The following is a 20,693-nucleotide window of genomic DNA, read 5'->3' on the forward strand; positions in this document are numbered from 1 at the left end:
TCACAGTTCCTCCCACACCGGCCCGTCGCATCTCCCGACCCGAGATGCGGAGGTAGTGTGCCGCTCATGGAATGGTGGAATGGTTTCGCTCGCTGGTTGTACTCGGCCGACGGCGAGTACGTCGTGTCGAGCATCGTCTTGCCTGCCGCCGCGATCATCGTGGCGGGCCTCATCGCGGCCTGGGTCGCGCACTCGGCCGTCAAGCGCCTCCTGGCCAAGCACGACCGCGAGCTGCGCGTCTCGGCCATCGCCGCTCTCATCGACGCCGCCGAGCAGGCGTCGGTGTGGAACTCCCTCACCCCGCAGGAGCAGATCCTCGCCGACCGTGCCACCGGGCAGGCCGACATCCAGGTGCGCCTGCTCCCCATCAAGGGCTCCGACGTCGCCGCCAACTGGGCGGCGCACGCTCTCGGCGAGATGAAGCGCAACTCCGCGACCTTCGGCTACCAGATCGAGCCGGCCGTCATCGAGTTCCGCGATCGCCTCGTCGACTGGCAGCAGCGGCCCGGCCGGGCCCGCAAGGTCTTCCAGAGCGACCTCGACCGGTGGGCCGCCCAGGGCGACTCGGCCGAGCGAGAACTGCTGGCCCAGCAAGACGCCTGGGTGGCGCAGCAGCACCACAACCAGTACGCCGACCCGCAGTCAGGCACGCCGCAGGGCTCGCCGACCGGCGCCGGCACCCCGGTCGGCTCCGGCGCGCAGGCCGCTTCGGCCTCAAGCATCGACACGCCCACCGTCGCCGTTCCGGTCGACACCTCGCACATGCGCCCGTCGGCCCCGCTCCCCCCCACCCACGAGCCACGCCCGACGGTGCAACAGGTCGCCTCCGGCACGGGCTCACGCGGCGTCGACCGCCGCGCCCCCTCGAACTCCCTCGGCGACCTCGAACTCACCACCGACCCGGGCGAGTCGCGTGCCGCAGGCGAACTCCCTCCCCCGGTGAACGCCTTCCCCCCACGCGGCACCCACGACTGACGCCACGGGAACGCGGTGTGAGGCGCACGGGTGTGCGACCCGGCGTCTCCGTCGAAGAGTCAGACGAGAAGACCGTAGAGAGCGACGTCGAGCCGACTCTCGCCGATCGGCAGCGCCTGGCGCAACAAGCCCTCCCTAGCGAAGCCGAGTCGCTCGGCGACACGGCAGCTGCGGCGGTTGCGCTCCGCCGTGCGGATCTCCACTCTCCGAATGCCGAGTTCGGCGGCGTGCTCGATGAGGGCCGAGCAGGCTCGCGAGACGATCCCTCGCCCCTCCTCGTGCCGGTCGATCCAGTAACCCAGTTCTGCGTTCGCCAGGTACTCGTCGAGTGTGAGCGACGCGGAGCCGATGGGCTCGCCGCCTCGGAGAATGACCGTGGGAACCACCTCGCCGCGAACGAACCGATCGAGCTGAACTCGAGTGAAGGCGGCCTGGCCGGGCTCGCTCTGCTCACCCTGTGCCCACGGCTCCCACTCCCGCAACCGGTCGATGTTCTTCTCCGTCAGCCGGTGCATGGCAGGCACCATGGCACGAGTGCGCAAGGCCAATGAGTAGCCATGGCCGAGATCGGCAGTGAATCGCATGTCGCCCCCTGGACGTGATCGGTGCCCCCGGCCGGACTCGAACCGGCGACCGACAGATTAGAAGGCTGCTGCTCTATCCACTGAGCTACGGAGGCGACGCCAAAAGGCTACTACGCCACCCGCCGATGATCCGATTTCGAGCTGCCGCCGGGCCCGCGTTACCAGGCGCCGGCGAGGGCGGCGATGCCGGCGAGGAGAGAGGCGAGGGCGATGACGAGCGAGACGGCGATGAGCACGACGTGCACGACGAGGAAGCGGGTGGGCTTGCCCTGAGCGTCGCGGGAACGCGGGTCGCGGGTGATGCGCTTGAAGAACTGGGGCCAGACGAGGGCGTTCCAGCCGGCGTTGACGAAGAGAAGGATGGCGAGTGTCGTGATCATCGCCGCCAGTCTAGGCAGCGACTACCGCAGCCGCCCTGCTGCGGCCGCAGCGACGGGCCGGCGTCGGGGGCACGGCCTAGACTCGTGAACATGAGTGCTCCTTCCGACCGACTGGTGTGGATCGACTGCGAGATGACGGGGCTCGACCTCGACGTCGACGAGCTGGTGGAGGTGGCGGTCGTCGTGACCGACTTCGACCTCAACCTCGTCGACCCGGGCTTCGCCATCGTCATCAAGCCCGACGACTCCGCGCTGGCGAACATGAACGACTTCGTCACCACGATGCACGAGACCAGCGGCCTCGCCGAGGAGATCCCCCACGGCGTGACCCTCGCCGACGCCGAGTACCAGGTGCTCGAGTACATCCTGAAGTTCGTCCCCGGCGCCCAGCAGGCCCCCCTGGCCGGCAACACCATCGGCACCGACCGCGCCTTCCTCGCGAAGTTCATGCCCCGCGTCGACTCCCACCTGCACTACCGCAGCATCGACGTCTCCTCCATCAAGGAGCTCGCCCGCCGCTGGTTCCCGCGGGTCTACTTCAACGCCCCAGAGAAGGCGGGCGGGCACCGTGCCCTCGCCGACATCCTCGAGTCGATCCGCGAACTGCAGTACTACCGCAAGGCGGTGTTCATCGCCGAACCCGGCCCGAGCTCGGCCGAGCTGAAGACGGTCTCGGCCGACGTGGTGTCGGAGTTCGCCTCGCGTTTGTAATAGCCGGGCGATGTATTAGACTGTTCTCTCGTTGCCCCGTGATTCACGTCACGAGGTGAACATGGTGGATATAGCTCAGTTGGTAGAGCGCTGGCTTGTGGTGCCGGATGTCGCGGGTTCGAGTCCCGTTATTCACCCCACGGGTGGCCGTGAGGCCACCGCCCCGGAGGACGCCATGGTCGAGATGACGCCCGACGAGTTCGAAGAGATCGTCTCCGACGAACTCGACCGCCTCCCCGACGACATGCTCGATGGCCTCGAGAACGTCGTGTTCGTCGTCGACGACAGGCCAGAAGACGGCTCGCTCGACCTGCTCGGCCTCTACGACGGCGTCGCCGTCACCGAACGCGGCCAGTACGGCTTCGGCGAGATGCCCGATCGCATCACCCTCTACCGCGAGTCGCTCCTCGCCATCTGCGACGACCTCGACGAGGTGCGCGACCAGGTGCACATCACACTCGTGCACGAGATCGCCCACTACTACGGGATCGACGACGCCCGCCTGCACGAACTCGGCTGGGACTGACCGCACCGCACCACCCCACCGATACCGTTCAGTCACCGCGTCGCTCGGGGGCGACGCCCACCCCACCGCCTAGCCTTGACGACATGGCGGATTCCTCGGCGGCCTGGAAGGCCCTGCGCGCAGTCGGCATCGTCGTGGGCGTCTTCGTCATCCTCGGAATCGGCGTCTACGGTCCGGCGACACTCGTCGGCCCCCTGCCCACCGCCTCCGCCGCCCTCGCCGAGGCCCCGAACGAGGCGAGCGGAGCGTTCACACCCGCGATGCCCGAGACCGGCGCCTCGGCCGTCGTCGCCGACGTCGCCACCCCGGTGCTCGCCACCGGCGGCCTCGACGAAGCGGTGCCGATCGCCGGAACCGCCAAGGTCGTCACCGCCCTGGTCGTGCTGAGCGAGCGCCCCCTGCTCGCCGGGAGCGACGGACCCGACATCCCGATCACCCCGGCCGATGTCTCGGAGTACAACCGGTTCGTCGCCGAGAGCGCCCGCGCCGTTCCGGTCTCGGCCGGCGAGTGGTGGTCGCAGCGCGAGGTGATGGAGGCGATGCTGCTCGGCTCGAGCAACAACCACGCCGACCTGCTCGCGAAGTGGGCCTTCGGCTCGGTCGACGCCTATCTCGAAGCCGCCGACGCCTGGCTCGCGGCGCGAGGCCTCGACGGCATCACACTCGTCGACACCAACGGCCTCGACGAAGACGACGTGGGCACCGCATCCGACCTCGCCCGGGTGAGCGCCCTCGCCTTCTCGGAGGCCTCGATCGCGGAGATCATGAGGCTCGACACGGCGTCGCTGCCGGGCGGACGCTCGGTCGACAACCGCGCCTCCTACCAGTCCGAGCTCGGCTACACCGGCATCTCGCGCAGCTACACCGACGAGGCGGGGGTCTGCTTCCTCTTCGCCCTCGACCCGAGCGGCGGAGCTGCGGAGGCCGGCGCCCAGGCCGACACCGACACCCCACCCGCCCTCATCTACGGAGCGTTCCTGCGAGAACCCGATTGGGACACCCTCGACGCCGACCTCGCCGACCTCGCCGCCTCTGCCGCGGGCACCGTCGCCCCCACCCCCGTGGTGAGCGAGGGCCAGAGCTTCGTCACCTACACCACCCCGTGGGGCGAGACCGCCCACGGCGTCGCCACCTCGACCGAGTCGCAACTGGTGTGGGTGACGACACCGCTCGAGTACCAGGTCGACGCGAAGCAGCTCTCCACCGGCGTGAAGGGCGAAGAGGTGGGCACCGTCACGGTGACGACACCCGACGGCCCGGTCACGGTGCGTCTCGAGCTCGACGGCCGCATCGGCGACCCGGGCCCGCTCTGGCGCCTCCTCAACCCGGTGCCCGTCATCACGGCGTTCATCGACTCGCGCACCCAGGACTGAGCCGATACAGGACTGAGCGGGCCCAGGACTGAGCCGGCACAGGACTGAGCGGGCACAGCCCTCCGCTCACCACGGAGCCGCTCAGGTCGGCACGACCACCGTCGCCCGCTCCCGCGGGTTCTCCCGCGCTACGAACTGCCGCCACTGTCGCTCCCACCTGTCCCACTCGCGGGCGTAGAGCTCGCCGTCTCGGGCGAGCGCCCGGCGCTTGCGTTCGTCGTCGTCGGTCTCGACCCAGACGCGCAGGTCGGCCAGCGCCGCATTCTCAGCGCTCAGCGCTCCGCAGCCTTCGACGACGAGCGGATGCGCGGGGTCGACGTCGACCCACTCCGCCGGCCGGTCGGCGGCCCAGTCCCAGCGCTGCCACCGTGCGGGTCGACCCGCCCGCAGCGGCCTCAGCAGGTGTTCGGCGACGTGGGCGCTCGCGGCGTCGAGACCATCCCAACCGGGGTAGATGTCGTCGAGGTGCACGAGTGTGGGCCGGTCGGCGCCGGCCCACTCCGCGAGCAGCCGCTGCGCGAGCGCGGTCTTGCCCGAGCCGCTCGGCCCGTCGATGAGGATGACGGTCATGCTGAGGTTCCCCCGATCATCCGATGACGAAGTTGATCGAGCCGGTCGCTAACGACACGCTGAGCGCCACCGCTCCGATGCCGGCTCCGGCGGCGACGAGCATCCACTCCCGGGCTCCGAACACCGACACCCGCGCCCAGGTGCGGGTCGTGGTGCCGCCGAAGCCCCGCGCCTCCATCGCCGTGGCCAGCTTGCTGCCGCGCCGGATGGAGAGCACGAGCAGCGCGAAGGCCTGGCTCGCGAAGCGGCGCACCCGCCCCAGGTCGCCGAGCCCGCGGGCGCGGCGGGCGAGTTCGAGCTGTCGCCAGTCGTCGAGGAACAAGCCGATGAGGCGCATGCCGGCGAGTGCCCCGAGCACGAACCGGCTGGGCAGGTGCCAGACCTGAGCCAGCCCATCGGCGAGGTCGGTCGGGTCGATGGTGGCGAAGAGCACCACGGCGGGCAGCCCCACGGCGAGAATGCGGAGGGTGGTCGCAACAGCCAGCGCGATCGACCCGTCGGTGACGTGCACGAGCCAGAACTCGAGGTACGTCGTGCCGGAGGCGACCCCGTAGAGCAGTGTGGTCACTCCCGCGAGCGGCGCGGCTATCCAGATCGCGAGGGTACGCCTGAAGAAGGCGCGCGGCGCGAGCCCTGCCCAGACGAAGAGGATGCTCTCGAGGGCGAGCGCGACCGCCGCCGACACCCAGTCGATGGTGACGATGAGCAGCGCGCTGAGCAGCAACGAGGCGGCGAGCTTCGCCACCGGGTTCACGGCGTTCATCCGATCACCACCTCGAGGTCGGCGAGCGCCTCCACGAAGGCGCGGTCGTGGGTGACGGCGACGAGCGCGGTGCCCCGGTCGAGCTGCGCGCCGAGGAGCAGCACGAGCTCGGCCCAGGTGCGGGAGTCCTGCCCGAAGGTGGGCTCGTCGAGCACGAGCGCGGCGGGCCGCGCGACGAGCGCCGACGCCACCGAGAGTCGGCGCTTCTCGCCGCCCGAGAGCGTGTAGGGGTTGGCGGCGAGCAGCCGGTCGAGTCGCAGACGCCCCGCCACCTCGGCGACCCGCTCCGCGATCTCGGCGTCGGGCAGGCCGAGCGCGCGCAGCGAGACCTCGAGCTCGGCGCGCACCGACCCGGTGACGAACTGGTGCTCGGGGTCTTGGAACACCACTCCGATGCGGGTCAGCACCTGCTTCGAACCCCAGTCGCCCGGGTGCACGCCGGGAACGGATGCGCGCCGGCGTCGCCCGAGAAGGGAACGGATGCTCGTCGCTGCCCGTTCGTGGAGGTCGCGCTCTCGGCCGTCGACACCCCGGAGGCGCTCCGAGGCGAGCACCTCGCCGCCCGCGGGCGGCAGGAGCCCCGAGAGGGTGAGTGCGAACGTCGACTTGCCCGCCCCGTTGCGCCCGGTGACCGCGACGGCCCGCCCGGTGGTGACGACCGTGTCGCCGACCCGGGCTACGGGCGCGCCGGGCGCCCGCGTGACGGTGAGGTCGCGCGTGGTGAGCAGCTCGGCGCCTGCGGGCGCAGCTGCGGGTGGGGCGAACGACTCCGCGCTCGTCGCGGCGCCCGCACCCGCACCCGCGCCCGCGCCCATGCTCAAGCTCGCAGCGGCACCGTGGCCGTCGCCGCGACGCACCCGTCGCCCCGCGAGCGGGTCGATGCCCGGCACCCACACGCCGTCCCGCGCGAGCTCCGCGCCGCGCTCCCGCAGCACCTGATGGGGGGTGCCGTCGGCGAGAACTCCCCCGCCCGGCTCGAGCACGACCACCCGGTCGACGACGTCGAGCCACACGTCGACCCGGTGCTCGATCACCACGAGGGTGGCCCCGGTCTCGCCGACCACCCGCGACACGACGTCGCGCACCTCGACGACCCCCTCGGGGTCGAGGTTCGCGGTCGGCTCGTCGAGCAGCACGACTCCGGGCAGCATCGCCATCACCCCGGCGAGCGCCACCCGTTGCTTCTGCCCTCCCGAGAGCGCGGAGGTCGAGTGGTCGAGGGCGAGCTCTCCGAGCCCGACCGAGTCGAGCGCCCGCTCGACCCGCGGCCAGATCCGCTCGCGCGGAACGCCGAGGTTCTCGCACCCGAAGGCGACGTCGTCGCCCACCCGCGCCAGCACGAGTTGCGAGTCGGGGTCTTGCAGGAGCAGGCCGACGCGCCCTCTGGCGTGCCGCGCATCCGTGCCGCCCACCTCGAGGGTGCCCTCCTCCTCGCCCTCGTCGGCACCGCCGAGAACGCCCGCGAAGGCGTGCACGAGGGTCGATTTGCCGGCGCCGGAGGCGCCGAGCAGCAGCACCCGCTCACCCGGCTCGATGGCGAGGTCGACTCCGCGCAGCGCCCACGACTCGCGGCCGGCGTGCCGCCAGCCCCACGAGCGGGCGCGCAGACCAGCAGGAGCGACGGAAGCGGGAGGCCCGCCCTGGGCCGGGGTGCCGCCTGCAGCACCCGCGGCGGCGCCCGCCACCCCTCCCGCCCGGCCCGAGCGCGACTCGCTGCTCACGCCCGCGCCGTCACCTCGCGACCGGCGGCGAAGCGGTTGAGCGCCCCCGTGCGGGCGAGCGCCCTCGCGATCACCCACGACAGCAGGCCCGCGACGATCGCGCCGCCGATGACGGCGCAGGTGATGTAGACGGCGTAGAAGGTGCTGCCGAGCCCCGGGTACCAGAGGATGGAGTCGTTGATGCCGAGTGCGAGACCGGCGCCGGCGCCGGCCAGCACCGCCACGTACACACGGTAGTTCGCGTAGAGGAAGGCGGCGAACACGATCTCGGCGCCGAGCCCCTGCACGAGGCCCGACACCAGGGTGAGGGGGCCCCACTGCGTGCCGACGAGCGCCGACACCGCGGCGGCAACGAGCTCGGTGTAGATGGCGGCACCCGGCTTGCGGATGATGAGCCCGCCGAGCACCCCGGCGAACAGCCAGACGCCGCCGGTGAGCGATTGGGCGCCCGGGAGCAGCGCTTCGAGCGGCGTGGCGATCGGTGTGTAGCCGATGCCCCAGGCCCAGAAGATGAGCCCGGCGGCGACGCCGACGACGCTGGCCACGACGATGTCGACGACCCGCCAGCGGAGGTTCGGACGGCGGCGGCCGGAGGTCGCGGCGGCGGAGGTGGTGCTGGTGTTGACGGTGGAATGCACTGGTCGTGCCCTTTCGTTCGGTGGAAGGGGCACGGGTTGGCCGAACGCTGCGCGATCGACGGATGCGCACTGGTGCACGAACCGCGAGCGCGCCGCAATCGCGGCGTAGAGATGCCTCCCTGCGCTGGCATGATCCAGATCAGGTTCGACGGTCGAAGGTTGAGAACCTTCCTCTCAGCCCGGCTCACCGGACTCCCGTGTAGGAGCGAGTATACGCCCGCGAACGCCTACTTCTTCAGCGCCCGCACGAACTTCGCGAGCGACCACCCGGTGGCCACGACCACGGGCAGGGAGACCGCGAGCAGCGCGATGAGGTTGGGCTCGAAGGTGGCCTTGCCGTCGGGGCCGGTGACGTACGCGCCGATCGGTACGCTCAATCCGCCACCACCGAAGCCCTCGCCGCCGGCGTCGCCCGCACCGAGCTTCTTCTCGGTGGCGCCGGGAGAGGATGCGGTGCCATTGCCGCCGCCGAAGCCCGCCCACACCAGGGCGACCGGAACGAAGCTCGCGCCGTCGATCTCGACGGGTGCTCCGTAGGCGGCGTTCACGCCGATGGACTTGGTGGCGTCGGTGAGTGTTTCCACGAGGTTGGCCATGGCGACACGCTACCGCGATCGGGCCCCCCTGAACAGTCCCGCACGAGCCCTGTCGCCAGCCGATGGCCGCGGGGCGGTAACCGGGTACGGTGATCGGAGAATCGACAGGAGAACCCATGGAATCGTGGCCAGGATCGGCCTACCCGCTCGGCGCCACCTACGACGGCAGCGGCACCAACTTCGCCCTCTTCAGCGAGGTGGCCGAGCGCGTGCAACTCTGTCTCTTCGACGACGACGGGAACGAGACCTGCGTCGATCTGACGGAGGTCGACGCCTTCGTCTGGCACGCCTACCTGCCCCTGGTGCAGCCCGGCCAGCGCTACGGCTACCGCGTGCACGGCCCGTACGACCCCGAGAACGGGCTGCGCTGCAACCCCAACAAGCTGCTCCTCGACCCCTACGCGAAGGCGACGAGCGGTGAGATCGACTGGGACCAGTCGCTGTTCTCCTACACCTTCGGAGACCCCGACTCCCGCAACGACGACGACTCCGCGTCGCACATGACCTACGGGGTGGTCATCAACCCGTTCTTCGACTGGGCGGGTGACCGCAAGCTCCGCATCCCCTACAGCCAGAGCGTCATCTACGAAGCCCACGTCAAGGGCCTCACCGAGCTGCACCCCGATGTCCCCGAAGAGCAGCGGGGCACCTACGCGGGCCTCGCGCATCCGAAGGTCATCGAGCATCTGCTGAAGCTCGGCATCACGGCGATCGAGCTCATGCCCGTGCATCAGTTCGTGAACGACTCGACGCTCATCGACAAGGGACTCAGCAACTACTGGGGCTACAACACCATCGGCTTCTTCGCTCCTCAGTCGACCTACGCGTCGGCGGGCGACCGCGGGCAGCAGGTGCAGGAGTTCAAGGGCATGGTGAAGTCGCTTCACGCGGCGGGCATCGAGGTCATCCTCGACGTGGTCTACAACCACACCGCGGAAGGCAACCACCTCGGCCCGACCATCAGTTTCCGCGGCATCGACAACGCCGCCTACTACCGCCTGGTGGAAGACGACCAGCGGTACTACATGGACTACACCGGCACGGGGAACACCCTCAACGTGCGCCACCCGCACTCGCTGCAGCTCATCATGGACTCGCTGCGCTACTGGGTGACCGAGATGCACGTCGACGGCTTCCGCTTCGACCTCGCCAGTGCGCTGGCGCGGGAGTTCTACGACGTCGACCGCCTCTCTACCTTCTTCGAGCTCGTGCAGCAAGACCCGGTGGTGTCGCAGGTGAAGCTCATCGCCGAACCGTGGGACGTCGGCCCCGGCGGCTACCAGGTGGGCAACTTCCCCCCGCAGTGGACGGAGTGGAACGGCAAGTACCGCGACACCGTGCGCGACTTCTGGCGCGGCGAACCGTCGACGCTCGGTGAGTTCGCCAGCCGCTTCACCGGCTCGGCCGACCTCTACGAGCACTCCGGCCGCCGTCCGGTGGCGTCGATCAACTTCGTCACCGCCCACGACGGCTTCACGCTGCGCGACCTGGTCTCGTACAACGAGAAGCACAACGACGCCAACGGCGAAGACAACAATGACGGCGAATCGCACAACCGCTCGTGGAACTCCGGCGCGGAGGGCCCCACCGACGACCCCGAGGTGCTCGCACTGCGGGCACGGCAGCAGCGCAACTTCATCGCGACGCTCGTGCTCTCGCAGGGTGTGCCGATGATCCTCCACGGCGACGAGCTCGGTCGCACCCAGGAGGGCAACAACAACACCTACGCGCAGGACTCGCCGCTGTCGTGGGTGCACTGGGACAGCGAAGACCTGCCGCTCATCGAGTTCACCGCGGCGGTGCTGCGTCTGCGGAAGGAGCATCCGACCTTCCGGCGCAGCCGCTTCTTCGACGGCCGCCCCGTCAAGCGCGGCGCCGGCGAGCCCCTGCCCGACATCGTCTGGCTGAACTCCGACGCCAGCGAGATGCAGCCCGAGGAGTGGGATTCGCCGCTCTCGCGCGCCGTCGGGGTGTTCCTCAACGGAAACGGCATCAGGGCACGGGATGCGCGGGGGCAGCAGCTCACCGACGTGCACTTCCTCATCTACTTCAACGCTCACGACGAAGACCAGGAGTTCACGCTCCCGTCGATCGAGTACGGCGAGAGCTGGGACATCGTGATCGACACGGCGGGCGGCGCGGCCGACGCGACGGCGCTCGAAGCCTCCTCGACCCTCTCGGTCGGCGGCAGGTCGCTCGTCGTGCTCCGCGCCCACCGCGAACCCGAGGTCGAACCCGACCACTCCGTCGCGGCCTCGCTGTCGGCGCAGGCGGACACCACCACCATCGTCATCCCCACCACACCGTCGGTCGGCTGACCTCTACCGAACAGGAGACCACCGGATGCGCATGCCCCGGTCGACCTATCGCCTCCAGCTCACCGCCGACTTCACCCTCTGGGATGCGGCGCGACTGGTTCCCTACCTGAAGCGCCTCGGCGCCGACTGGGTGTATCTCTCGCCCATCCTGCAGGCCGAGCACGGCTCGCAGCACGGATACGACGTGACGGACCACTCCCGCGTCGACGAGGAGCGCGGCGGCCCCGACGGGCTCCGCGCCCTCTCGACAGCGGCCCACGAGGCGGGCCTCGGGGTGCTGGTCGACATCGTCCCGAACCATGTGGGAGTGGCGACGCCGTCGCAGAACCCCTGGTGGTGGGACCTGCTGAAGCACGGAAGGGGATCCCGCTACGCCGAAGCCTTCGACGTGGACTGGGATGCCGGAGGCGGGAGGCTGCGCATCCCGGTGCTCGGCGACGACTCGCTCGACGCGCTCACCCTCGAGCGCGCCGGCGCCGGCGCCGGCGGCGAGCCGGTGCTCGCCTACTACGACCACCGCTATCCGATCGCGCCCGGCACCGCCGACGACGGCGCCGACGCCGAGACGGTGCACTCCAGGCAGCACTACGAGCTGATGAACTGGCGGCGGGAGAGCACCGACCTCAACTACCGCCGTTTCTTCGCGGTCTCCTCCCTCGCCGCCGTGCGGGTGGAGGAGCCGTGGGTGTTCGACGAGTCGCACGCCGAGATCAAGCGCTGGTTCGACGAGGGCCTCGTCGACGGGCTCCGCGTCGACCACCCCGACGGTCTCGCCGACCCGGGCGGGTACCTCGAGCGGCTCGCGGAGCTCACCGGCGGCGCCTACGTGCTCATCGAGAAGATCCTCGAGGGCGACGAGCCGCTCGAACCCGACTGGCCATCGGCCGGCACCACCGGCTACGACGCCCTCGCCGTGATCGACCGGGTGTTCGTCGACCCCGAGGGCGAAGCGGCGCTCGACGCCCTCGACCGCGAGCTGCGGCTCGCGAGCGGCCTGCCGGTCGAGAGCTATGCCGAGATGATCCACGGCACCAAGCGCGGCATCGCCGACGGCATCCTGCAGGCCGAGGTGAGGCGCATCGTGCGCGACCTCGAACGAGCGGGCGGCCTGCCCACCGCCACCGACACCGCCGTGGTCCGCGATGCGGTGGCCGAGCTGCTCGCCTGCTTCCCCGTCTACCGCTCCTACCTCCCCGAGGGGCGCGAGAAGCTCGACGAGGCGCTCGAGCTCGCTCTCGGGCACCGGCCAGAGCTCGAGGGCGTGCTGCGGGAGACCGCGGAGGCGCTCGGTCGCACGGGCACGGCTCCGAGCATCCGGTTCCAGCAGACCTCGGGCATGGTGATGGCGAAGGGCGTCGAAGACACCGCCTTCTACCGCTACACGCGGCTCACCTCCCTCACCGAGGTGGGGGCCGACCCCGACCACTTCGCCGTGACCGTGCCCGAGTTCCACGAGGCGCAGAGGCGCCGGCTCGAGACACTACCCGGCAGCATGACGACGCTGTCGACCCACGACACGAAGCGGGCGGAGGATGCCAGGGCCCGCATCTCGGTGCTGGCTGAGCTGGCCGAAGGCTGGGGCGGGGCTCTGGCGAAGATCCGTTCTCAGCTCCCGCTCGGCGACGGCCCGTTCGAGAACCTGCTCTGGCAGGCGATCGTGGGCACCTGGCCCATCTCCGAGCAGCGGGCGAAGGCCTACGCGGTGAAGGCCTCTCGCGAGGCGGGCGTCTCGACCGGGTGGCTCGACCCTTCCGACGAGTTCGAGCGCCGATTCGAAGCGGCGATCGAGCAGGTGTACTCCGACCCGGTGGCGCGGGGTCTGGTCGAGAGCGTGGTGGCCACGATCACGGATGCGGGACGCTGCAATTCGCTGTCCGCCAAGCTGGTGCAGCTCACCACGACCGGCGTGCCCGACGTCTATCAGGGCAGCGAGCTCTGGGACTTCTCCCTGGTCGACCCCGACAACCGCAGACCCGTCGACTTCGGTGAGCGCTCCGACCTGCTCGAGCACCAGGACGCCGGGGAGGCGCCTGCCGTCGACGAGCTCGGTGCCGCCAAGCTGCTCGTGGTGTCGGTCGCTCTGCGGCTGCGCCGCGACCGGCCGGAGCTGTTCACCGGTTACCGCGGGCTCGAGGCCGCGGGCCCGGCCGCATCGCACCTCATCGCCTTCGATCGCGGCGGCGCGATCACGGTCGCCACCCGCTTGCCGATCGGGCTCGCCCGAAGCGGCGGCTGGCGCGACACCACGCTCGACCTGCCGACGGCACGCAACGGGTACGTCGACGCCCTCACCGGCAGGCTCGTGGGCGCCGGGCCCGTCAGTGTGAGCGACCTGCTGTTCCATTATCCGGTCGCGCTGCTGCAGCGCATCGACGACGAGGACTGAACGAGATGACCGAGAACGACTTCGCCGTGTGGGCGCCCCGACCGGCGCGGGTGGAGCTGCTGCTGCGCGAAGCGGGCAGCGGTGTGGGCGCGGGAGCCGCGCGCATCCGCACCGTGCCTCTGCAGAAGAGCGACGACGGATGGTGGCGGCCGGAGGCGGGCACCGTGACGTGGAAGGCGGGTCTCGACTACGGCTACCTGCTCGACGGCAAGGGTCCCTACCCCGACCCACGCTCGCGCCGGCAGCCCGAGGGCGTTCACGGCCTCTCGCGCACCGACGACCCCTCGGTGTTCGAGTGGCGCGACGACTCGTGGGCGGGCCTCCCCGCCGACCGTGCAGTCATCTACGAGCTGCACGTCGGCACCTTCACCCCGAAGGGAACCCTCGGCTCGGCGCGCAAGCGTCTCGACCACTTGCGCTCGATCGGGGTCACCCACGTCGAACTGCTGCCCGTGAACGGCTTCAACGGCGTGCACAACTGGGGGTACGACGGTGTCGCCTGGTTCACGGTGCATGAGGCCTACGGCGGCCCGGAGGGGTACCGCACCTTCGTCGACGCCTGCCACGCGGCGGGGCTCGGCGTCATCCAAGACGTCGTGTACAACCACCTCGGCCCGAGCGGCAACTACCTCCCGCTCTTCGGCCCCTACCTCGACGACGGCTCGAGCAACACCTGGGGCACCAGCGTCAACCTCGACCACGACGGCAGCGCGGAGGTGCGCCGCTTCATCCTCGACAACGCGCTGATGTGGCTGCGCGACTACCACGTCGACGGCCTGCGGCTGGATGCGGTGCACGCGCTGGTCGACGACGGCCCCGTGCACCTGCTGGCCGAGCTCTCGGCCGAGGTGGAGGAGCTGTCGGCCTCGACCGGGGTGCCGCGGATGCTCATCGCCGAGTCGGATCTCAACGACCCGGTGATGTTCCGGGCGCGCGACGACGACGGATACGGACTCGACGGGCAGTGGAGCGACGACTTCCACCACGCCGTGCACGTCAACCTCACCGGGGAGACCACGGGCTACTACGCCGACTTCGACTCGGTGGGGGCCCTCGCCAAGGTGCTCACGAAGGGGTTCTTCCACGACGGCACCTACTCCAGCTTCCGTGAGCGCGACCACGGCGTCGAGCTCGACCGGGCGGCGACGGCGCCCTGGCGGCTCGTGGTCGCGTCGCAGAACCACGACCAGATCGGCAACCGGGCGATCGGTGACCGGCTGACGGCGACCCTCGGTCTCGACGACCTCGCCATCGCGGCAGCGCTCACCCTGCTCGGCCCGTTCACGCCCATGCTCTTCATGGGCGAGGAGTGGGCGGCGTCGACCCCGTGGCAGTTCTTCACCTCGCATCCGGAGCCCGAGCTCGGCGAGGCCACGGCGAAGGGCCGCATCGCCGAGTTCGCGCGCATGGGCTGGGACGAGAGTGTCGTTCCCGACCCGCAAGACCCCGAGACCTTCGCTCGTTCGAAGCTCGACTGGCACGAGCTCGACGACCCCGCGCATCCGGAGCACCGGGCGATGCTCGAGGTCTACCGGGCACTCGCGCGGGTGCGTGCGACGCTTCCACCCGGCGACGAAGTGCGGCTGGCGGAGATCTCGGTGGAGTTCAGTGAGGAGGAGCGCTGGCTGGTGCTGACGCGGCCCGCCATCACCCTCGTGGTGAACTTCTCCGACGAACCGCGCGCCCTCGAGACCATCGCTCCGGGCACCGGCGAGGTGCTCGTCGACACCCATGCCCTCCTGCACCCCGCTCCTCCGTCGCGGCACGCCGGGCGCCCCCTCGACGTCGCCCCCCACAGCGTGATCGTCACGGCCCTCCCCTAGCGGCGGGTGCCGTTGCGCTCCGCGGTCTCGCCGGAGGCGGGTGAGCGCATGAGGGAGGCGGGGCGCAGGATGTCGGTGCCGAAGCGCGCGGCCACCTTGTCGATGGTGCGCTCGGCGTCGTGCCACCCTTCGGAGGGCACCGTCTCATCGGCCCAGAGCGAGGGTTGGTGGAGCGTCTCGCCCGCCTCGGTGAGCTGCTCGACGCGCACGCCGATGAGCCTGACGGGGGCGCCGTCCTTCCAGGCGGCCTCGAACACGCTCGACACCTCGTCGTAGATGCGCTTGCCGAGGTCGGTGTGCTCGCCGAGGGTGCGCGAGCGCGAAATGGTGGTGAAGTCGGAGAAGCGGAGCTTCAGCGCCACCGTCTTGCCCACGAGCCCGGCGGCACGCAGCCGCGCGGCGACCCGGTTCGACTGGTGCAGCAGTTCGCGGCGCAGCACCTCGGGCGAGCGCTCGTCGACGTCGAAGGTGCGCTCGTGCCCGACGCTCTTCTCCTGCGAGGTGGTCACGACCTCGCGCGGGTCGATGCCGTTCGCCAGCTCGTGCAGTCGCGTGCCGGCGGCCTCGCCGACGGCGGCCACCACCGTGCCGAGCGGGGCGGCGGCGAGCTCGCCGACCGTCATGAGGCCGTAACGCTCGAGGTGCTCGGCGGTCTTACCGCCCACACCCCAGAGCGCCCGCACGGGAAGCGGATGCAGGTACGCCAGCACCTCCGACGGGCGGATGACGAGCATGCCGTCGGGCTTCGCCCTCCCGGAGGCGAGCTTCGCCATGTACTTCGTGGGGGCCACGCCCACCGAGCAGGTGAGCCCGGTCTCGGCGAGCACCCGCGCCCGCAAGGCCGTAGCGATGACGTCGGACTCGCCGAGCAGCCGCCTGGCACCCGACACGTCGAGGAAGGCCTCGTCGATGCTGAGCGGCTCGACGAGCGGCGTGACCTCGCGGAACAGCGCCATCACCTGGCGCGACGCGTCGCGGTAGCGCTCCATGTGCGGCTCGAGCACGACGGCCTTCGGGCACAGCCTCAGTGCGGCGCCGACGGGCATCGCGGAGTGCACGCCGTACGCGCGCGCCTCGTAGGTGGCGCTCGTCACCACGGCGCGCGCCGAGCGCCCCCCGACGATCACCGGCTTGCCCATGAGCTCGGGCCGCTCGAGCAGTTCGACGGAGGCGAAGAACGCATCCATGTCGACGTGCAGGATGGGCGGACTGGGCTCCATGCTGAGAGCCTAAGCCGCGCCACCGACATCGTGGGCACCCGCTCTCGGCCCGCCCACCGGATGCGCTCAGAATTCACACAGACGACAAGAAAAGACTGTGCGGTGGCCGCGCTCGCTGCCCCCGGATCCGAAAGTCACCCGTGAACGCTCTCCTCGACCTCGGCATCCTCTCCGGGCCGCTCGTCATCGCCGTCTACCTGCTCGCGGCCGCGGCGTGCGTGCTGCTCGTCGTGCGCCGACCCGGCCCGCGCTGGACCCGCCGCGCGTGGCTGGTCACGGCTGCCGTCGCCGCGGTCGTCGGGGCACTCCTCGGCCTCGGGCTGACCTGGCTGCTCTCCGATCAGCTCGACCTGTTCGGCGCCGTGCTCACGCCGGTCGTGCGCACCTGGATCGCGGTGGGCTTCGCCGCCATCGCCGTCGCCGCGGCCTCGCTCTGGCACCCCCGGCCGCTCCGCGGCGTCGCCGCGTCGCTCGCCATCGTGCTCTTCGCCGCCACGACGGCCATGTCGATCAACATCGACTTCGGGCAGTACCCGACGGTGCGCAGCGCACTCGGCCTCAGCGCCTTCGCGGGCAACGCGCTGCCGAGCTTCGGCCCCGACGGCTCGCCCACCGACTCCGCCTCGGGCGGCGGGGCCGACTCGACGGCTGCCCTCGCCGACTGGACACCGCCGGCCGGCATGCCCGCGCAGGGCTCGGTGAGCTCGGTGACCATCCCGGCCACCGCATCCGGCTTCAAGGCCCGCCCCGCCGTGGTCTACCTGCCGCCGGCGGCGCTCACCGCCAACCCGCCGAAGCTGCCCGTGCTCATCATGATGTCGGGGCAGCCCGGCACCCCCGACGACCCGCTGACCACCGATCACCTGCAGCAGAGCCTCGACGCCTACGCCGCGGCCCACAAGGGTCTCGCCCCGATCGTGGTCTCGCCCGACCAGCTCACCGACCCGGCCGTGAACCCGATGTGCGTCGACTCGCCGATCGGCAACTCGGCGACCTACCTCACCGTCGACGTGCCGAACTGGATCCGCGCCAACCTCCCGGTGCTCCCCTCCCCCACCTACTGGGGAATCGGCGGGCTATCCCAGGGCGGCACCTGCTCCATCCAGCTCGGGGCCGCGCATCCGGAGCTGTTCAGCGCCATCATCGACGCCTCGGGCGAGGAGTTCCCCACCCTCGGCGACGAGCAGAAGACCATCGACCAAGGCTTCGGAGGGGACGCGGCCGCGTACGCCGCCGCGCATCCCGCGGCCATCATGGCGGCGAAGGCCCCCTACACCGGCACCATCGCGGTGTTCGGTGTGGGCAGCGCCGACGACGCCTTCAAGCCGGGCGTGCAGCGCCTGTACGCCGACGCGAAGGCCGCGGGCATGGACGCCACCTACATCGAGGTTCCCGGCAGCGCCCATGACGCCACCACCTGGTCGTCGGTGTTCCAGCAGGGTCTCGGCATCGTCGCCGACCACTGGGGTCTCGACCGGTGACCGCGGCACCCGGTGGCCGGGTCGCTCACGAGGTCGTTCGCGAGCGCCGCCCGGCCGTGACCCGAGTGCTGCGCCTGGCCAGACGGATGCTGCGCCTGGCACGCAGCATCCCCGTGGCCTGGGTGGTCACCGCGCTCGTCGTCGCGGCCAGCGTCACCCGTCTGGCGTTGAAGCCCGGGCGGGCCCGCGGCGGCATCGACGCCTTCGTGGCGACCGGCTACGACGCCGTGTTCGTGCACCACGACTGGGCGTCGACGCTCACCTCGGTCTTCTTCGTGCGGGCTCTGCCTGCGCTCCCCGTGATCGCGATCGTCGTGCTCGTCGGTGTGGGCTGGGCCGAGCGGCGCTTCGGTCATCTGCGCACGATCGTCGCCTTCGTCGTGGTGACTGTGGTGGGGATCCTCCTCGGGCTCGGCGTGCAGGCCCTCGGCCTCGGGCTCGACCTCTACGCCGCCGAGGTGACGCGCACCTACCGCACCGTCGACCCCGTGATCGCCGTCGTCGGGGTGGTGATGGCTGCGAGCGCCTTCGCCGGGCCGCTGCTGCGCCGCCGGGTGCGGGTCGTGCTGTTCCTCGCGGTGCTCGTGTTCGTGCTGTACTCCGGGCACCCCTCCGACCTGTACCGGCTGTTCGCGGCCATCGTGGGGCTCGTGCTCGGCATGCTGATGCATCGCGCGGCGACGGGCCGCGCCTCGGCCGGGGCTCCGGGTGTCGTGCCGCGCGCCACCCGCCGCGAGACCCGCACCCTCCTCGCGGCGGTGGTGGCGGTCACCGCGCTGGGGCCGCTGGTGTCGATCGTGTCGCCCTCCGGTCCCGGCATCCTCAACCCGCTGGGGGTGCTGTTCCGCGACCCGCTGCGCGACTATGCGGCTGCCGCGGTGCGCTGCGAGACCGCCACGCTCACGAAGCACTGCGCCGAGGTCGTCGCGCTCTCGCGCCTGGACGGCCCCGGCGCGGTGCTGCTCACGCTGCTGCCGCTGCTGGCCCTGCTCATCGCCGCGTGGGGGATCCAGCGCGGCCACCGGGTCGCCCTGTGGCTCGCCATCGGGGTGAACGTGGTCTCGGCCGTCCTCGCCGCCGTCTACTTCGGGTTCATCCCCCTCGTCGCCTCCGACTCGCGCTCGTCGCTGCCTGCCCGCCTCGCCGAAGACCATCTGGCCTTCGAGGTGGTGAGCGCGGCGGTACCGCTCCTCATCGCCGTGCTCCTGGTGTCGTCGCGGTGGCTGCTCCCCGCCCGCTCCGACGGCAGCGACGGGGCGCTGCGCTTCCTCGCCAGGGTGACCGCCCTGTTCGTCGTCGTGGCCGCTGTCTACTTCGTCGTCGCAGCTCTCGCCCGCGACCAGTTCACACCGACCGCGAGCCTCGGCGACCTGCTGCTCGACCTGCCCGAACGCTTCGTGCCGACCGGGTTCCTCGCCCTCGAGCCGGCCGACATCCTGCCCGAGGGGCCGGTCGCGGTCATCGCCACGCAGTGGGTGGGTCCGCTGTTCTGGATCGGCGTCGTCGTCATGGCCGTGCTCGGCATGCGACCCCACCGACCCCGCGGCGGCGAGAGCGACGACTCGCGCGTGCGGTCGCTGCTCCACACCGGCGACGGCGCGACCGCCGCCGACGCCCCGTCGACCCTCAGCTGGATGGCGACCTGGCCCGGGCACCACTACTGGTTCTCCCCCGAGGGAGGCGCCGTCGCGTACCGGGTGGTGAACGCCGTGGCGATCACGACCGGAGACCCGATCGGGCCGCGCTCCGCGCATCCGTCGACCGCCCTCGGGTTCGCCGCGTACTGCATCGAGCACGGGTGGACGCCGGTGTTCTACTCGGCGACGGATGCGGTGCGCCGCACCCTGCGCGAGGCCGGCTGGTCGTCGCTGCAGGTGGCGGAGGACACGGTGGTGTCGACGGCGGGCTGGTCGCTCGACGGCAAGCGGATGCAAGACCTGCGCAGCTCCATCAACCGGGCCGACCGGGAGGGCGTGCACGCGGAGTGGGTGCGCTTCGGCGAGCTCGGCGCCGCCACCCGCGCCCAGATCACCGAGATCTCGGAGTTCTGGGTGGCGGAGAAGGGCCTGCCCGAGATGGGCTTCACCCTCGGCGGGGTCGACGAGCTGACCGACCCCGAGGTGCGGCTCATGGTGGCCGTCGACGCCGAGGGGAGCGTGCAGGGCGTGACGAGCTGGCTCCCCACCTTCCAGCAGGGCGAGGTGACGGGGTGGACCCTCGACTTCATGCGGCGCAGGCCCGACGGCATGAACGGGGTGATGGAGTTCCTCATCGCCCGCACCATCCAGCAGGCGCAGCTCGACGGGGTCTCGTTCGTGAGTCTGTCGGCGGCGCCGCTGGCCACGAGCGGAGACGACGCCCCCGGCGTGCTGAGCTACCTCAGCCGGGTGCTCGAACCGGTCTACGGGTTCCGGTCGCTCATGCGGTTCAAGGCGAAGTTCCGCCCCGAGCACCGGCCGCTCCACCTCTGCTGCCCCGACCCGCTCGCCCTCCCCGGCATCGGGTACGCGCTCGGGCGGGCGTACCTCCCGACCACCTCGACCCGTCAGGCTGTGCGCGCGCTCCGTGTGCGGTGAGTGCGCCCTCCGCAGGGGGTGAGCAATCTCCGCGCGGGAGTAGCGTGGCGAG

17 protein-coding genes, 2 tRNA genes and 1 riboswitch are annotated in these 20,693 nt (G+C 71.1%); of the genes, 10 read left to right on the forward strand and 9 right to left on the reverse strand.

Annotated features, from left to right (window positions below):
• Positions 1–66: 66 nt before the first annotated feature.
• Entirely contained in the window at positions 67–975 is a 909-nt protein-coding gene (locus ABFY20_RS13435) for a hypothetical protein (RefSeq protein WP_368496739.1), read from the forward strand.
• A 59-nt stretch (positions 976–1,034) separates the two neighbouring features.
• On the opposite strand, the gene ABFY20_RS13440 is transcribed toward ABFY20_RS13435, so the two are convergent.
• The 3 genes from ABFY20_RS13440 to ABFY20_RS13450 all read right to left on the reverse strand — a co-directional run bounded on the left by ABFY20_RS13440 (position 1,035) and on the right by ABFY20_RS13450 (position 1,939).
• Entirely contained in the window at positions 1,035–1,490 is a 456-nt protein-coding gene (locus tag ABFY20_RS13440) for a GNAT family N-acetyltransferase (protein ID WP_368496740.1), read from the reverse strand.
• Positions 1,491–1,581: 91 nt separating this feature from the next.
• Positions 1,582–1,654, reverse strand: a tRNA-Arg gene (locus ABFY20_RS13445).
• 63 nt (positions 1,655–1,717) lie between these two features.
• Complete coding sequence (locus tag ABFY20_RS13450; protein WP_368496741.1) at positions 1,718–1,939, reverse strand: SCO4848 family membrane protein; 222 nt, start codon at positions 1,937–1,939, stop codon at positions 1,718–1,720.
• Between the two features lie 90 nt (positions 1,940–2,029).
• Here ABFY20_RS13450 and orn point away from each other — a divergent pair, with 90 nt between their 5' ends.
• The 4 genes from orn (at position 2,030) to ABFY20_RS13470 (ending at position 4,549) form a co-directional block, all read left to right on the forward strand.
• Positions 2,030–2,650 (forward strand): oligoribonuclease, encoded by a 621-nt coding sequence (orn, locus tag ABFY20_RS13455; RefSeq protein ID WP_368496742.1) that lies wholly within the window; start codon positions 2,030–2,032, stop codon positions 2,648–2,650.
• Between the two features lie 64 nt (positions 2,651–2,714).
• Positions 2,715–2,790 (forward strand) — tRNA-His (locus tag ABFY20_RS13460).
• A gap of 35 nt (positions 2,791–2,825) precedes the next feature.
• Complete coding sequence (locus ABFY20_RS13465; RefSeq protein ID WP_368496743.1) at positions 2,826–3,176, forward strand: metallopeptidase family protein; 351 nt, start codon at positions 2,826–2,828, stop codon at positions 3,174–3,176.
• A gap of 83 nt (positions 3,177–3,259) precedes the next feature.
• Positions 3,260–4,549, forward strand: coding sequence for a D-alanyl-D-alanine carboxypeptidase family protein (locus ABFY20_RS13470; RefSeq protein ID WP_368496744.1), 1,290 nt, complete (start codon positions 3,260–3,262; stop codon positions 4,547–4,549).
• 81 nt (positions 4,550–4,630) lie between these two features.
• Here the strand turns inward: ABFY20_RS13470 and ABFY20_RS13475 are convergent, their stop codons facing one another.
• The 5 genes from ABFY20_RS13475 to ABFY20_RS13495 all read right to left on the reverse strand — a co-directional run bounded on the left by ABFY20_RS13475 (position 4,631) and on the right by ABFY20_RS13495 (position 8,837).
• Complete coding sequence (locus ABFY20_RS13475) at positions 4,631–5,119, reverse strand: AAA family ATPase (protein ID WP_368496745.1); 489 nt, start codon at positions 5,117–5,119, stop codon at positions 4,631–4,633.
• A gap of 16 nt (positions 5,120–5,135) precedes the next feature.
• On the reverse strand, positions 5,136–5,882 hold the full coding sequence (locus tag ABFY20_RS13480) for an energy-coupling factor transporter transmembrane protein EcfT (protein ID WP_368496746.1): 747 nt from the start codon (positions 5,880–5,882) through the stop codon (positions 5,136–5,138).
• Positions 5,879–7,489, reverse strand: coding sequence for an ABC transporter ATP-binding protein (locus ABFY20_RS13485; RefSeq protein WP_368499791.1), 1,611 nt, complete (start codon positions 7,487–7,489; stop codon positions 5,879–5,881). Before ABFY20_RS13485 ends, ABFY20_RS13480 begins: the two co-directional genes overlap by 4 nt.
• A gap of 110 nt (positions 7,490–7,599) precedes the next feature.
• Positions 7,600–8,241, reverse strand: coding sequence for an ECF transporter S component (locus ABFY20_RS13490; protein WP_368496747.1), 642 nt, complete (start codon positions 8,239–8,241; stop codon positions 7,600–7,602).
• 101 nt (positions 8,242–8,342) lie between these two features.
• A riboswitch (TPP riboswitch) is annotated at positions 8,343–8,450 on the reverse strand.
• Positions 8,451–8,468: 18 nt separating this feature from the next.
• Entirely contained in the window at positions 8,469–8,837 is a 369-nt protein-coding gene (locus tag ABFY20_RS13495; RefSeq protein ID WP_368496748.1) for a hypothetical protein, read from the reverse strand.
• A 116-nt stretch (positions 8,838–8,953) separates the two neighbouring features.
• On the opposite strand from ABFY20_RS13495, the gene glgX reads away from it, so the two are divergent.
• Genes glgX through treZ form a run of 3 tightly spaced genes read left to right on the forward strand, consistent with a single transcriptional unit; the run spans position 8,954 to position 15,364 of the window.
• A complete protein-coding gene (glgX, locus tag ABFY20_RS13500; RefSeq protein ID WP_368496749.1) occupies positions 8,954–11,155 on the forward strand; it encodes a glycogen debranching protein GlgX in 2,202 nt (733 codons plus the stop codon).
• Positions 11,156–11,180: 25 nt separating this feature from the next.
• A complete protein-coding gene (gene treY, locus ABFY20_RS13505) occupies positions 11,181–13,541 on the forward strand; it encodes a malto-oligosyltrehalose synthase (RefSeq protein ID WP_368496750.1) in 2,361 nt (786 codons plus the stop codon).
• Positions 13,542–13,546: 5 nt separating this feature from the next.
• Positions 13,547–15,364, forward strand: a complete 1,818-nt coding sequence (gene treZ / locus ABFY20_RS13510) for a malto-oligosyltrehalose trehalohydrolase (protein WP_368496751.1) — start codon at positions 13,547–13,549, stop codon at positions 15,362–15,364.
• Here treZ and dinB read toward each other — a convergent pair.
• Complete coding sequence (gene dinB / locus ABFY20_RS13515; protein WP_368496752.1) at positions 15,361–16,584, reverse strand: DNA polymerase IV; 1,224 nt, start codon at positions 16,582–16,584, stop codon at positions 15,361–15,363. The two genes, treZ and dinB, sit on opposite strands and share 4 nt — an antisense overlap.
• Before the next feature lie 140 nt (positions 16,585–16,724).
• Between dinB and ABFY20_RS13520 the strand changes: the two genes are divergently transcribed.
• Positions 16,725–18,065: an alpha/beta hydrolase gene (locus tag ABFY20_RS13520; protein WP_368496753.1), complete on the forward strand. Its 1,341-nt coding sequence runs from the start codon at positions 16,725–16,727 to the stop codon at positions 18,063–18,065.
• The gene (locus tag ABFY20_RS13525) at positions 18,062–20,641 is read left to right on the forward strand and encodes a bifunctional lysylphosphatidylglycerol flippase/synthetase MprF (RefSeq protein ID WP_368496754.1); all 2,580 of its coding nucleotides are present in this window, start codon (positions 18,062–18,064) and stop codon (positions 20,639–20,641) included. The genes ABFY20_RS13520 and ABFY20_RS13525 overlap by 4 nt, the downstream gene beginning before the upstream one ends.
• The last annotated feature ends 52 nt before the right edge of the window (positions 20,642–20,693 follow it).

Origin of the sequence: Herbiconiux sp. A18JL235 (genome assembly GCF_040939305.1) — a bacterium.
In the GTDB taxonomy this organism is placed as follows: Bacteria; Actinomycetota; Actinomycetes; order Actinomycetales; family Microbacteriaceae; genus Herbiconiux.

What these genes read in the sequence shown, in the direction of transcription:
- ABFY20_RS13450 (WP_368496741.1), bottom strand. Translation starts at nt 1,939, where the DNA reads ATGATCACGACACTCGCCATCCTTCTCTTCGTCAACGCCGGCTGGAAC.
- ABFY20_RS13475 (WP_368496745.1), bottom strand. Translation starts at nt 5,119, where the DNA reads ATGACCGTCATCCTCATCGACGGGCCGAGCGGCTCGGGCAAGACCGCG.
- treZ (WP_368496751.1), top strand. Translation starts at nt 13,547, where the DNA reads ATGACCGAGAACGACTTCGCCGTGTGGGCGCCCCGACCGGCGCGGGTG.
- glgX (WP_368496749.1), top strand. Translation starts at nt 8,954, where the DNA reads ATGGAATCGTGGCCAGGATCGGCCTACCCGCTCGGCGCCACCTACGAC.
- ABFY20_RS13440 (WP_368496740.1), bottom strand. Translation starts at nt 1,490, where the DNA reads ATGCACCGGCTGACGGAGAAGAACATCGACCGGTTGCGGGAGTGGGAG.
- orn (WP_368496742.1), top strand. Translation starts at nt 2,030, where the DNA reads ATGAGTGCTCCTTCCGACCGACTGGTGTGGATCGACTGCGAGATGACG.
- ABFY20_RS13480 (WP_368496746.1), bottom strand. Translation starts at nt 5,882, where the DNA reads ATGAACGCCGTGAACCCGGTGGCGAAGCTCGCCGCCTCGTTGCTGCTC.
- dinB (WP_368496752.1), bottom strand. Translation starts at nt 16,584, where the DNA reads ATGGAGCCCAGTCCGCCCATCCTGCACGTCGACATGGATGCGTTCTTC.
- treY (WP_368496750.1), top strand. Translation starts at nt 11,181, where the DNA reads ATGCGCATGCCCCGGTCGACCTATCGCCTCCAGCTCACCGCCGACTTC.
- ABFY20_RS13495 (WP_368496748.1), bottom strand. Translation starts at nt 8,837, where the DNA reads ATGGCCAACCTCGTGGAAACACTCACCGACGCCACCAAGTCCATCGGC.
- ABFY20_RS13470 (WP_368496744.1), top strand. Translation starts at nt 3,260, where the DNA reads ATGGCGGATTCCTCGGCGGCCTGGAAGGCCCTGCGCGCAGTCGGCATC.
- ABFY20_RS13435 (WP_368496739.1), top strand. Translation starts at nt 67, where the DNA reads ATGGAATGGTGGAATGGTTTCGCTCGCTGGTTGTACTCGGCCGACGGC.
- ABFY20_RS13465 (WP_368496743.1), top strand. Translation starts at nt 2,826, where the DNA reads ATGGTCGAGATGACGCCCGACGAGTTCGAAGAGATCGTCTCCGACGAA.